This is a genomic window from Pseudomonas sp. UM16 (assembly GCF_050312595.1).
Taxonomy (GTDB): domain Bacteria; phylum Pseudomonadota; class Gammaproteobacteria; order Pseudomonadales; family Pseudomonadaceae; genus Aquipseudomonas.
On record NZ_JBNPJT010000002.1, the window covers coordinates 18,257 to 30,835 of the forward strand.

The 12,579-nt window shown below is 57.8% G+C and carries 11 protein-coding genes; 2 read left to right on the forward strand and 9 right to left on the reverse strand.

The window, feature by feature from the left end:
• Positions 1-2 precede the first annotated feature (2 nt).
• Positions 3-212: a hypothetical protein gene (locus ACQRAX_RS02225; protein WP_412038405.1), complete on the reverse strand. Its 210-nt coding sequence runs from the start codon at positions 210-212 to the stop codon at positions 3-5.
• Entirely contained in the window at positions 209-679 is a 471-nt protein-coding gene (locus ACQRAX_RS02230; RefSeq protein ID WP_412038404.1) for a hypothetical protein, read from the reverse strand. Before ACQRAX_RS02230 ends, ACQRAX_RS02225 begins: the two co-directional genes overlap by 4 nt.
• Positions 680-996: 317 nt before the next feature.
• On the opposite strand from ACQRAX_RS02230, the gene ACQRAX_RS02235 reads away from it, so the two are divergent.
• The gene (locus ACQRAX_RS02235; protein WP_412038403.1) at positions 997-1,212 is read left to right on the forward strand and encodes a hypothetical protein; all 216 of its coding nucleotides are present in this window, start codon (positions 997-999) and stop codon (positions 1,210-1,212) included.
• Here ACQRAX_RS02235 and ACQRAX_RS02240 read toward each other — a convergent pair.
• On the reverse strand, positions 1,209-1,391 hold the full coding sequence (locus ACQRAX_RS02240; RefSeq protein ID WP_412038402.1) for a hypothetical protein: 183 nt from the start codon (positions 1,389-1,391) through the stop codon (positions 1,209-1,211). The genes ACQRAX_RS02235 and ACQRAX_RS02240 overlap by 4 nt on opposite strands.
• Positions 1,392-1,608: 217 nt before the next feature.
• Positions 1,609-2,013, reverse strand: a complete 405-nt coding sequence (locus ACQRAX_RS02245; RefSeq protein WP_412038401.1) for a TraR/DksA family transcriptional regulator — start codon at positions 2,011-2,013, stop codon at positions 1,609-1,611.
• A 324-nt stretch (positions 2,014-2,337) separates the two neighbouring features.
• On the opposite strand from ACQRAX_RS02245, the gene ACQRAX_RS02250 reads away from it, so the two are divergent.
• On the forward strand, positions 2,338-6,876 hold the full coding sequence (locus ACQRAX_RS02250) for a hypothetical protein (RefSeq protein WP_412038400.1): 4,539 nt from the start codon (positions 2,338-2,340) through the stop codon (positions 6,874-6,876).
• Between the two features lie 32 nt (positions 6,877-6,908).
• Here the strand turns inward: ACQRAX_RS02250 and ACQRAX_RS02255 are convergent, their stop codons facing one another.
• The 5 genes from ACQRAX_RS02255 to ACQRAX_RS02275 are packed head-to-tail and all read right to left on the reverse strand — an operon-like array spanning position 6,909 to position 12,472.
• Positions 6,909-7,682 (reverse strand): enoyl-CoA hydratase, encoded by a 774-nt coding sequence (locus ACQRAX_RS02255; RefSeq protein ID WP_412038399.1) that lies wholly within the window; start codon positions 7,680-7,682, stop codon positions 6,909-6,911.
• Positions 7,683-7,696: 14 nt separating this feature from the next.
• Positions 7,697-8,824, reverse strand: coding sequence for an acyl-CoA dehydrogenase (locus tag ACQRAX_RS02260; RefSeq protein WP_412038398.1), 1,128 nt, complete (start codon positions 8,822-8,824; stop codon positions 7,697-7,699).
• 8 nt (positions 8,825-8,832) lie between these two features.
• The gene (locus ACQRAX_RS02265; RefSeq protein ID WP_412038397.1) at positions 8,833-10,026 is read right to left on the reverse strand and encodes an acetyl-CoA C-acyltransferase; all 1,194 of its coding nucleotides are present in this window, start codon (positions 10,024-10,026) and stop codon (positions 8,833-8,835) included.
• A 17-nt stretch (positions 10,027-10,043) separates the two neighbouring features.
• Positions 10,044-10,811 carry an SDR family NAD(P)-dependent oxidoreductase gene (locus ACQRAX_RS02270; protein WP_412038396.1) on the reverse strand — a complete coding sequence of 256 codons (768 nt, stop codon included), beginning with the start codon at positions 10,809-10,811 and terminating at the stop codon, positions 10,044-10,046.
• An 11-nt stretch (positions 10,812-10,822) separates the two neighbouring features.
• Entirely contained in the window at positions 10,823-12,472 is a 1,650-nt protein-coding gene (locus ACQRAX_RS02275; protein ID WP_412038395.1) for an AMP-binding protein, read from the reverse strand.
• Positions 12,473-12,579: the final 107 nt, after the last annotated feature.

A 12,579-nucleotide genomic window follows, 5' to 3' on the forward strand; every position in this document is an offset into this window, starting at 1 on the left:
ACCTATTCGCTCAACGCCTGTAGTTCGCGGCGAACCATGGTCGCATACTCAGGCGGGCTCAACTGATACAGCTGGGTGGCCACCCAGTTGTACCATCTCGACTGCAAGTGGGCACGCTGAGCAAGCCATTGCTCGGCCTGTTCACGAGCTTGAGCCTGATGCCACGCATGAAAATCGGCGCGCCCCAGTAGCTCTCCAGTCAACTCACTCACTCGCTGGCCTTAAACGTAGTGAGTTCACCCTTCTGCCATTTCGCAACTTTGCGAGTCACGGCCTTGAGGGTTTTGCCCAGGCCTTCTTGCAGTTGTTCGTGAGCGGCGAAAATCAGCACCACGCTCTGCCCTTCACGAAAGACGATACCCTCGCCTTCCGCTGATGACACAAACGCATAATCGCCCAGACCATAGACGGTTAGTTTGATATCGCGGAAACGAACTTCGAGCTTGCCACCTTCGCGACTGGGCAACACCGCCGCGCGGAAATGATCACCGACCTTAAGCTCCAGTCGCTGTTTGTCATCGACAACCAACGCTGTTTCAGTGTCGATTTCGGCCATGTACAGGCCTTCCGCGTTTTGCTCGGTGACATAGACAAAACGCGATTGAAACTGTTTGACCAATTTGGCCCGAAGATCGCCGAGCACGAACAAGGCGTGCATATCCAGATTACTGACTGCCAATGAAAGATTCCTCAAACCGATTACACGACGTCACCGCAGGTGCTGCAGAGCTCCATCAAGGCAACGCCACTTCAATGTCGAAGTCTGAAAGACTAATGAGTAAATGCACAACGCGTCTGTGCGGGCGAACGCCGCAGCGTGCAGGAATCATCGACCCTGCAGGCCAGCCAAGACCCTCACCGCAGGCGTTCGGCAGATTTCCGTCAATGGAAACGTACTTTCTGACATCAAAACTGCCAAGAAAATGCGATAGATATTTCCAGGCCCCTCGGCAGAACGGGTGCCCGGATCTCATCTACATATCACAGGGAAGGAATATGCACGAAAATACCGAAATCCGTCGAGAGGCAGGCAACATTTCTTACTTCAATAATAAAAACGTAACCGCGCATGTGTACAGCGTCCGATACATCGTGGTGCCCGCCGGGATCAACTTCTTCCATATCACCGATCACGCTACCGGCCAGGTGAAAGGATTCCGTCGTCGGCACATCGATGCTTGCGAGCTGGCACGAGCACTGGAAAGTTGCTAAGCATGCAACTGATCCTGCCAAGCGAGCTGGCATTCCACAGCCTCGTCGCGGCTGGCAAATGCAGTTCCACGCCGCTCACCGTTAACCAGTACCACCCAGCACACACGCTGGCCGACTGTCTGCAACGACACAGGTACAGCACTACCAATCATCACAGCGACATCGACTTGGCTATTCATCATTCCCTCCGGAATTTAATTAGCAACCTAACGATATAGCCATCATACGCCCGCGTCGGCAACGAAAAAAGCTATTGCCTGTATAGCTGTGTTGCATCAAAAGTAATAAACCCCACACTAGCGCGGGGTTTGTGGCACCCACAGGCAAGCACCTGGTGCCAGGCAGAAACACCAAAGCCCCGAGGATCACTCCGTGGGGCTTTGAAGACACCGCCTGTCAGGCCTGACGTTGGTGTTTGTCGATCTGCTCGTGACGCTCCTGAGCTTCGATGCAGTACTTGGTGGTCGGGCTGATCAGCAGGCGCTTGAGGCCAATCGGCTCACCGCTGTCATCACACCAGCCGAAGCTTTCATCTTTGATACGCTCCAGGCCCATTTCCAGTTGGGGTAACAAACGCTGGTCGCGATCAATAGCGTTTACCAACCAGGTGCGTTCTTCCTCGACGGAGGCGGCATCTGCTGGGTCAGCTGGGCTGTCCAGGCTCTCGATGGCCACGCGGTTCTGTTCGATGCGCTCCTGGGTCTCGACTTTCATCGACTGCAGCAACTCGGTGAAGAACGCCAGTTGCTCGGCGTTCATGTAGTCATCGGCCGGCATGGCCAGCAACTTTTCCTTGGTCATCGATTTCTCTATGAAAATAACGTGCATTTAAGCGATTGGATTGCCGTCACCGACAGCTCGCCGACAGCGGAATTCTTCAAGCACCCTTCGGCACTCTATTTACGAGGGGCGGGAGTCTAAGGCGCCACGTCGTACTGGGCAACAAAAATGACAGTGCAATAGCGCGAAACGGCCTGGAATCCGCCAATCGGCCCCACAGACCTGCCAATGCTCAGTGCGCGACGTGGCACATACCTGCCAAACAGGTGTTATCCCGCTAGCGCCGCCTGCACTGGCAAAAACGGTTTCATGAGGCTTTCACTCACCTGTGGAGCGCCAATGTCCATGAACCTGCAAGAACGCCTCTCCCTCAATACCGATCTTGATTGCGCCGTTGCCAATCACTTTGTTCTACGCCCGACCCTGTACGAAGTGTGCGCCCGTCTATTGGTGGAACAATGGCTCGAACGCCAGATCAGTGATCACGACCCTCTCTCGCTATATTTGGTCAGCACTGACAGCACCCCGCAACGCGCTTACGGCAGACGGCTGTTCAAAGTTCTTGCGGAGCGTTTTTGCCGTCGTGCAACGCTCAATCTTACACCTGAAGAAGACTTTCTCAGTCTTAATGAGGACATTAACCCGCAAGGGGCAGTCAACATCGACCTGCATGCCGTTGAGCAGTTAATCAATGAAACGGGGCCATTTCTGTTGCAAAGCTATCAACGTTCCCTGGTCGATTTCTGGAGTTCGGCAGACCGTTCGGGGCAATCGCCGTGGCAATGGTATGCCAGCTATCTCAAACAACAATTCAAGTCTGCCATCGACGCCGGCTTTGACGCTGGGGTACTCAGTCAAGCCGACGCCGCTGCGGCCCAACTTGTCTACACCTACCCCACCGCGCACGACCGAGGCCTGTGGCCAAACGCTAACAACCTGAATGTACAACACCTGATACTCGACACCTCGGTAAGCGCCTATCTTGATCTCGACCTTGCTAGCGCGTTGCTGCTTGAAAGGGTTGAAAACAGCGCTTCTCACACTATCACCCTAGTCTACTCAACCACCGGCGAACTGCTCCCCATTGCGTCACGACAGGCACTATTCGCCGGGCTTGGCCGGCTATGGCCGACGTTGAACGCATCACGCCCACAGCTGCAACTGACGCACATCACCAGCAACTGTTTCGAAACCCAGGCGCGCGGTGTATTGGATCAGCAATTGCAAGTCATCGGCGCATTGATGCAGCAATATTCATCCGAGTACAGCGCCCCCTTGATGAGCATGGAGCTGGACCGCATGACGTCAATGATCGGCCTGTGCAACGCGGCGGAACAGGACCGTCGCACGCAACTTGCCAAGCACCTTCCCAATTGGCTAAGTAGCAGCAAAGGGCCACTCATACGCCGCTACGGCGCGATGCTCCTCGATGTTGCCCAAAGCTATGAAGATGCCGACGGTCAATTCTGGCTTGATGGCATCGACGACGCTGAGACTTTCAGCTACCAGCAGTTGGCCCGTCAGGTCAGTATCGATCACCCTGGCAACACACTGGACGTTCGCGACGTAGTGGTTATCAACTACCAGGTCGTTGCGGTGGCAATTCCCAGCCAGGACTCGCTGATCACCGAGGGCACGGTTCATCCAGTGCGCTTCTCCCTGGCCCAATTGGCCATCGGCAACCTTGGCCTGCTCGCCCCCGGCCGAATTGAGTTGATGTCAGCGACAGGACATGCCCTGCCGAATTGGATGGACGAGGGCTACATGCGCCAGTTGGTCAGCAAGCTGGATATCGGCAGCGCTTATCCGCAGATGCTCATCCACAACATGCTCGATGACGCTGACCAGCGGCAATTGCGCCAACAATTGTTCGATGCACAACTGCGCACGCAAATACCGGCGTTCGCGCTGGAGCTGCACATGCGTGACAACAGCTTGAGCGACGACGCCATCAGCGGCATCGCTCAGGTCTTCCACGCGCAACCCGAGCCCGAGCCTCGCAACTGGGTGCTCCGCCCACTGGGCCTGATCAGCGAGGCTGGAGCAACACCCGACGCGCTACACAACTGCTGGTTGATTGAGACCCAATGGATGACCTCTGGCCCGTGTGTGCTTTATCGCCCCCTGTATCCGCAGCCTTTGCTGGAGTTTTCTGACCGCCTGGCCCTGCTCGAGGCGATCAGCAACCCGGGCGATTTGCAGGACGACCTGCTTGAGCGCCTACCCGAGGCCACGCGACGGATCTATGCCAACGGGGGTTTCTTTGAACCCCACCTCTATCGCTCCGTAGAAGACGATTTTGCAGTCCCTTCCAGTACTCCTGCACCGGCCAGCCTGTCGCTGCAAACGCCTGTAGCAAACATAGGTTCAAGTCTCTACCAAGCCTGTGTCGAAGAAACGATCCGGCATTTCCAGGCACAGTCGCGCAGTACCGCAGCAACGCGCTGGAAGCGCTGGGAGACACTTGGCTGGCTGCTGTTCAACACCCTCTTGCCACTGGCCGGTGGCGCCTTGGCCAGAGCTGCCTGGCTGGTCCAGATGAGTGTTGCCTTGGCTGATTTCGTTAATACCGATGTCCAGCAGGATCCGGCAGGCCGTCGAATTGCCTTGATCAACTTACTGGTCAATGTTGCCGTGTTGTTGTTCTCCCATGCTTATCAGGGCTTGCGCCTGGACCGGCAGAATGTAGAACCCCTACCGGCTCTGCCTCCCGGTCAAGCATTGATCCCGCTCAAACCTGATCCTGCCATCGCCAACACACTGGAATTCGCCTGGGCTCGTCCTGATCACGTACTTGATGCAGAGCAACATCAGGCCCTGGTAAAACTACAAGCCAATATTTCCCTGTCACAACTGGGCAGCCCGGTGCCAAACGGCCCGCTACGCGGTCTCTACCTGTACGACAACCAACTCTGGGCCCACCTGGACAATCAGGTGTACCGGATCAGCATTGACCCACAACGCGAGCAACCACGTATCGTCGCAACCTCTGCATCAGATGCGCCCGGCCCTTGGCTGATACGTGATGAAGTCGGTCGCTGGCGGCTCGACCTGGCACTGCGACTGCGCGGTGGTATGCCCTTGAGCAAACGGGTACAGGAACAGAAACTGGAGCGACAACAAGCACGCCGCGCGCTCAAAACCAAGCTGGCGAATGACACCGAGCACATCAAAATCCACAAAGCCACACGCGATCGGGTACTTGAGATAGCCGCGACCGCCACAGATGAACGACTGCAACGCAGCTGCCTGGAAAAAACCCAAGGCTATACCCGGTTCTGGCGTGACTACCTGCACACACTGGAGCAAGTCAACGAACACGACCCCATTCCCAGCTACAAAGTGGTGAGAGCAACTGCGCTATACGAACTCGTACGCTGCGAGCAATCAAACTTTAACGCACTGACCAGGCTTTTTCGCCCGCTGCGTGCGCAACTGCTTGCCCTGCCCAAGCGACATACGCAGCAGGAACAATTCCCCGACGCCGATAACCGCACTATCAGTCACCTTCTGGACGCCATGTCACCAATGCTCGATGAGGTGATCGCTGGTGATGACGTGCTAACTGACGCCCGACAGCAACTCAACCGCCTCGCCAGTCGCCAACAAGCAAAAATCACCCAACTCAATGACTGGGTACAGGCCAACCGCGAGCAACCCTCAACTTACCTGAGTTGGCGTTATCTTCGGCTGGAAAACTACTTCAATCGCTTGACGCTGCTCCATTCACTGGACGATCAACCTACTTACTGGCTCGACCGCAGCTGGAAGAACCTTGAGCTGGGCATTGCTCAACGGGTGCACCTGACCGATCTCGAGGCGCCAGGGATTGAACTGAAGGTGCGCCTGCTGCGTAGCATCAATGACCAGATGAGTGCTTGTATTCGCCAACTGGATAACCTCAAAGCACTCCTCGACGACTCCGCCCCCTTGCAGGAACTGGCTAAGCTACGGGCCGATGTCGAATACATTGCCGAGGGTGTGCGCCAAGACCTTGCCGAGCTCCCCGACTACCCTGCAGCCAGTACAGTCCAACAACTTCGTAGCCAGGTACCTGGACTGATCGAAACCACCGAATACGGCCTGCTGCTAGCAGAACCCCGAGCCGGTGACGACACACTGGTCGACATCCCGGGCCCGGATAACAAAACCGCCGCACGCACCTATCGGCGAGAACAGGACGACTGGGTTGAAATATCCACCATCGCGGCGCCAGAGCCGGAAAAGCGCACGACCCAATCACTAAAGCATTTGCTGCGCAGCAGTCGTGCACACATGACCAACGCCCGCAAGACGCTCCACCACCTACAATCAAACGCTTCAACCAGCTATCTACCCGTCGAAATCGAAGAGTTGCTTGAGCATCATAAGATGCTTCTGGAAGCCGAACGCGAGGCCATTGAACAGCACCTGACCGGCGACAACCAGACGGATGAAGCGACCGTATCTGACGATAGCGCGCTGACCATGAAGGCGCTCGATGAACTTGCTCAAACCCTCACATCTCAGGCACTGGAGCTGCGGACCCAGACGGCACTACGGCAAAACCCGAGAATGGGTGAAGTTCAATACCTGATCGATCATGGCCAGATTCAGGTCCGCGCTATTGGTCCACGCCGACTCTTGGCCAAGGTAAAAGGTCGGGCGGATGACTTCCTCGACGAATACGAAATCAGCCATCAGGATACGGCGCTGTGGTATGCGCACTTCCATTATCGCGCCATAAACGCCCCGCGCGAGGCGTTCATCGCCGGACATTTGAAGACGGTGGATCAACGTCTTGCCGCTGGAGCGAGCATGATCGATGCCCAAGGCAAGGCTGTCGACGTCTATCGTGCCCCAATCACAGCAGCTGCCGCGGCAAAATACTTCTTCAACCTGTAACAGCGATAGGGGCGTTGCAACGCCCCTCCCGCTCAACAGTCCTTGAACTGCGCTTCTCGCTTGGCAATAAACGCAGCCATGCCTTCCTTCTGGTCTTCGGTGGCAAAGGCGGCATGGAACATACGACGTTCGAAGCGTACACCTTCAGCCAGATTGACTTCAAAGGCGCGATTGACACTTTCCTTGACCATCATGCTCATCGGAATCGACTTGCTGGCGATGGTTGCAGCCACCTTCAAGGCTTCTTCCAATAGCTCCGCCTGCGGTACCACACGAGCAACCAGACCAGCACGTTCAGCTTCCTCGGCGCCCATCAGACGGCCGCTCAGGCACAGCTCCATCGCCTTGGCCTTGCCGACGGCGCGGGTCAGTCGTTGAGTACCGCCCATGCCTGGGAGCACGCCAAGATTGATTTCCGGTTGACCGAACTTGGCATTATCGGCGGCGAGAATGAAATCGCACATCATCGCCAACTCGCAACCGCCGCCCAGGGCAAAGCCCGATACGGCAGCGATGATCGGTTTGCGCCGATTGGCAATGCGGTCAGCATCGCTGAACAGGTCGTCGACATAGATCTGCGGGTAACGCAGATCAGCCATTTCCTTGATATCGGCGCCGGCGGCAAAGGCCTTGGCGGAGCCGGTGAGCACCACGCAACCAATGTTAGGGTTCGATTCAAGCTGATCCAGCGCTTGATTGATCTCGCCGACAATCTGCGCATTGAGCGCATTGAGCGCCTGCGGGCGGTTGAGAGTGATCAAGCCAACCTTGCCGTGGATGTCCAACAGAATGGTTTCAAATGACATGCAAGCTGCTCCGCTTAAAGATTGCGCGCAATGACCATGCGCTGAATATCGCTGGTGCCTTCATAGATCTGACAAACCCGCACATCGCGGTAGATCCGCTCCAGCGGAAAGTCACTCAGATAGCCATAACCGCCCAAGGTCTGCAAGGCATCCGAACAGACCTTTTCGGCCATTTCCGAGGCGAAAAGTTTAGCCATCGAAGCTTCGACCAACGCGGGACGCCCAGCATCACGCAACGCGGCGGCATGCTGGACCATTTGCCGAGCAACCGCCACCCGGGTTGCCATGTCAGCCAGGCGAAAGGCCACAGCTTGGTGCTCGATCAAGGATTTGCCAAAGCTTTGCCGCTCGCGAGCGTAGTCCCGGGCCACCTCAAAGGCGGCGCGCGCCATTCCTACCGACTGCGAAGCGATACCGATTCGACCACCTTCGAGGTTGGCCAGGGCGATCTTGTAGCCTTCACCTTCTTCGCCCAAGCGGTTGGCCAGCGGCACGCGTACGTCGTCAAAGACGATCTGGCAGGTATCGGAGGCATGCTGGCCGAGTTTGTCCTCGACCCGGGCAACCTCATAACCGGGAGAATCGGTCGGAACGATAAAGGCGCTGATACCGCGCTTGCCGGCACTCGGATCAGTGACAGCGAAAACAATCACCACCCCGGCATTTTGCCCAGACGTGATGAACTGCTTGCAGCCATTGAGCACATAGTGGTCGCCATCACGACGCGCACGGGTCTTCAAGCTACTGGCATCGGAGCCAGCCTGGGGCTCTGTCAGGGCAAAAGCACCGAGCATCTGCCCGCTGGCAAGCGGGGTAAGAAACTGCTGCTTCTGTGCATCATTGCCAAACTTGAGGATCGGTACGCAGCCCACTGAGTTGTGCACGCTCATGATCGTCGAGCACGCGCCATCACCGGCGGCGATCTCTTCCAGGGCCATGGCATAGGCAACGTAGCCAGTATCACTGCCGCCCCACTGCTCCGGCACCAGCATGCCAAACAGACCGAGTTCAGCCATCTCTGCGATGGCTTCCTTGGGAAAGCGATGTTCGCGGTCCCACTGTTCGGCAAATGGGCGCAAGCGCTCTTGAGCGAACTGGCGGACTGCATCACTGACTTGCTGTTGTTCGTCATTGACTAGCATGGTGCACCTCAATACAGACACTCGACGGCTATGGCGGTTGCTTCACCACCGCCGATGCAGATGGCCGCGATGCCGCGGCTCAGGCCCTTCTGGCGTAAAGCCGCCAACAGGGTAACCAGGATTCGTGCACCCGATGCGCCAATCGGATGGCCCAGGGCACAGGCACCGCCGTGAATGTTGACCTTGTCATGGGGCAGGTCCAAGTGTTTCATCGTCGCCAGGGTGACTACGGCAAAGGCTTCGTTGATCTCGAACAGATCAACGTCGCCGAGGTTCCAGCCGGTGCGCTTGATCAGCTTGTCGATAGCACCAATCGGGGCGGTCGGGAACAGCGCCGGGGTATCGGCAAAGGCGGCATGGCCATGAATGACAGCCAGCGGTTTGAGCCCCTCCTTTTCGGCCTGGGAGCGGCGCATCAACACCAAGGCTGCGGCGCCATCGGAAATCGAACTGGAGTTGGCCGCAGTGACCGTACCGCCATCACGGAAGGCTGGTTTGAGCTGAGGGATCTTGTCCAGGCGCGCCTTGGGGGGTTGTTCGTCGTCACTGATCAGACGCTGGGTCTTGCCTTCGCTGACCTCCACCGGGACGATCTCGCTGGCAAAACTACCGGCGCTGATCGCCTGTTGCGCGCGGGTTAGCGAGGCGATGGCGAAGTCGTCCTGTTGCTGGCGGCTGAAACCATTGGCTTGGGCACAGTCCTCGGCGAAGGTGCCCATCAAACGTCCTTTGTCATAAGCATCCTCAAGGCCGTCGAAGAACATGTGGTCGATGATCTTGCCGTGCCCCATACGATAACCGCTACGGGCCTTGTCTAGCAGGTAGGGGGCATTGGACATGCTTTCCATGCCACCAGCCACCACCACATCGGCGCTGCCAGCCAGCAGCAGGTCATGGGCCATGATGGCGGCCTGCATGCCCGAACCACACATCTTGTTCAAGGTGGTGCAGGTGGTCGACTTGCTCAAGCCGGCCGCCAAGGCGGCCTGGCGCGCCGGGGCCTGGCCCAAACCGGCAGGCAGTACGCAGCCAAACAGCACTTGCTCGACGCTGTCAGCGGAAACGCCAGCGCGTTCCACGGCAGCCCGAATGGCCGCAGCGCCCAGTTGTGGGGCGGTCAGGCTCTTCAGGTCGCCCTGCAGGCCACCCATGGGCGTGCGCACGGCACTGACGATTACAATCGGGTCATTGGCGAGGGTCATGATAGGTACTCCTGCAATTACTTGGCGGCCATACGCAAGGCACCGTCGAGACGGATCACCTCACCATTGAGCATGCTGTTTTCGATGATGTGCCGTGCCAGCGCGGCATATTCTTGCGGGCGGCCCAGACGTGGAGGGAATGGCACGCCAGCGGCAAGCGAGTCGCGCACTTCCTGGGTCATGCCGGCCATCATCGGTGTTTCAAAGATGCCGGGGGCAATAGTCATCACCCGAATGCCGAAGCGTGCCAGCTCACGGGCTGCTGGCAAGGTCAGGCTGGCGATGGCGCCTTTGGAGGCTGCGTAGGCAGCTTGACCAATCTGACCGTCATAGGCAGCAATCGAGGCGGTATTGATGATGATCCCACGCTCTCCTGCGTCACTTGCCTGGCCCTCAGCCATGGCGGCGGCGGCCAGACGCAACAGGTTGAAACTGCCGATCAGGTTGACGTTGATGACCCGAGAGAAACTGTCCAGAGCATGCGGGCCGTTTTTACCCAGGACCTTCTCGGCACCGACGATGCCCGCGCAATTGATTAGGCCATGAAGGCTGCCAAATGCAGCAACCGCTGCATCGACGGCGGCCTTCGCCGCAGCTTCCTGGCTGATGTCAGCGACGGCAAAGCGCGCCTTGCTGCCCAGTGCTTGCGCTTTGGCCTGCACGGCTTCGGCGTTCAGGTCGACCAGCATGACCTGGGCACCGGCCTCGATTAGCATTTCGGCAGTCGCCGCGCCCAGCCCCGAGGCTGCGCCGCTGACGATGAAATTCTTGTTGGCAATCTGCATGATGATCTTCCTCAGGCGCTGGCGGTCGAGGCCAGTGCGGCTTGTTGTTTGGCAATTTCCTGGTTGCGCAGGATAAAACGCTGCAGCTTGCCGCTTGGTGTCTTGGGCAGCTCACTGACAAATTCGATTTCTCGCGGGTAGGCGTGGGCATACAGGCGCTGGCGTACATGCTGGCGCAAGGCCTCGGCCAGCGCTTCATTGGCCTCGTGACCGTTAGCCAACACCACGAAGGCCTTGATCAACTCAGTACGCTCTGGATCCGGTTTGCCCACCACGGCCGCTTCGATCACCACAGGGTGCTCGATAAGCGCGCTCTCCACATCGAAAGGACCAACCCGATAACCCGAAGTGGTAATCACATCGTCGCTGCGACCGACAAAACTGATACTGCCATCGGCATTCAACTCAACGGTATCGCCGCTCAAGTAGTACTTACCGACGATGGATTTGGTCGGCACGCCGTGATAGCCGCCAAACCAGCACAGCGGCGACTGCTCGCGATCCACCGCAAGAATGCCTGGCTGCCCGGCCAACAGTTCGCAATGGTGATCATCGAGCACGACAATTCGGTGTCCGGGAATGGCAAAACCCGCCGAACCCAGGTGCACTGGATGCTCAAGGCCGTGGTGGTTACACAACACCATGCCCAGCTCGGTCTGTCCGTAGTGATCATGAATCGTCACACCCAGTTCGTCGGCGAACCAGCGGATCACTTCCGGATTGAGGGGTTCACCGGCACTGCTGACCACCCGTAGTAGGCCTTTGATGGGTTTGGAGAAGTCTTCCCCGGCGGCGATCAGCAAGCGGTAGGCAGTCGGGGAGCCCGCCAGATTGCTAATGGCATATTTGTTGATGACCCGGCAGGTACTTTCGACGCTGAACGGCCCATCGTAGAAGGTTGTGGCATGACCCAGCGCCAGCGGCCCAGTGACGGCGTAGTACAGGCCGTAGGCCCACCCTGGGTCCGCCAGGTTCCAGAAATTGTCATCGTCGCGCAGATCAATGGCGTCACGCATATAGCCCTGAAAGGCGACAATTGCCCGTAGCGGCACCAACAGCGGCTTGGCCGGCCCGGTGGTACCCGAAGTGAACATCATCAGAAACGGCGCATCGCCACTGAGCAGCAGCGGCTCACACAGATCGCTGGCGATGGCCATGGCCTGATGGAAGTCCACATCATCACCGTCCTCAGGACGGATACAGATAACCGCCGGGCAGTCGTCCACGTCATCAAGCTTGCGGCGATTGCCACGATCGGTGACCACTACCCGCGCAGCAGACTGATGCAAGCGGTGCTCAATGGCTTTAGGTCCAAAAGCGGTAAATAGCGGCTGGTATACCGCGCCCAATCGCCAGCTGGCCAGCACCGTGATCAGCAGTTCGGGAACCCGTGGCAAAAGGCCGGCAACGCGATCCCCAGGCCCCACCCCTTGGGCCCGCAGAACATTGGCAAAACGTGCGGCCAGTTGTTGCAGTTGCTCGAAACTGTATTGGGCGTGCGCACCATCACGGCCCTCCCAGTTCAAAGCGATCTTGTCGCTGCCTACATGGCGATCGCAGCACTCGATACAGGCATTGAGTGCATTGAGGTCACCATGCAGGTCCGCGCTGGCCACCCGCAGATAGTCAAAACTGCTCGCGGCGTCGGAATAATCACGCATCGTCAGACTCCTGGTTCTTATTGTTGGAGTAGCACCATGAATCTGACGATAGTCGCGCCGGATAGCCCTTGGGACAATGGCCAAAGCTGTCAAACTGGATGACTGGT

What these genes read in the sequence shown, in the direction of transcription:
- ACQRAX_RS02235 (WP_412038403.1), top strand. Translation starts at nt 997, where the DNA reads ATGCACGAAAATACCGAAATCCGTCGAGAGGCAGGCAACATTTCTTAC.
- ACQRAX_RS02240 (WP_412038402.1), bottom strand. Translation starts at nt 1,391, where the DNA reads ATGAATAGCCAAGTCGATGTCGCTGTGATGATTGGTAGTGCTGTACCT.
- ACQRAX_RS02245 (WP_412038401.1), bottom strand. Translation starts at nt 2,013, where the DNA reads ATGACCAAGGAAAAGTTGCTGGCCATGCCGGCCGATGACTACATGAAC.
- ACQRAX_RS02250 (WP_412038400.1), top strand. Translation starts at nt 2,338, where the DNA reads ATGAACCTGCAAGAACGCCTCTCCCTCAATACCGATCTTGATTGCGCC.
- ACQRAX_RS02255 (WP_412038399.1), bottom strand. Translation starts at nt 7,682, where the DNA reads ATGTCATTTGAAACCATTCTGTTGGACATCCACGGCAAGGTTGGCTTG.
- ACQRAX_RS02260 (WP_412038398.1), bottom strand. Translation starts at nt 8,824, where the DNA reads ATGCTAGTCAATGACGAACAACAGCAAGTCAGTGATGCAGTCCGCCAG.
- ACQRAX_RS02265 (WP_412038397.1), bottom strand. Translation starts at nt 10,026, where the DNA reads ATGACCCTCGCCAATGACCCGATTGTAATCGTCAGTGCCGTGCGCACG.
- ACQRAX_RS02270 (WP_412038396.1), bottom strand. Translation starts at nt 10,811, where the DNA reads ATGCAGATTGCCAACAAGAATTTCATCGTCAGCGGCGCAGCCTCGGGG.
- ACQRAX_RS02275 (WP_412038395.1), bottom strand. Translation starts at nt 12,472, where the DNA reads ATGCGTGATTATTCCGACGCCGCGAGCAGTTTTGACTATCTGCGGGTG.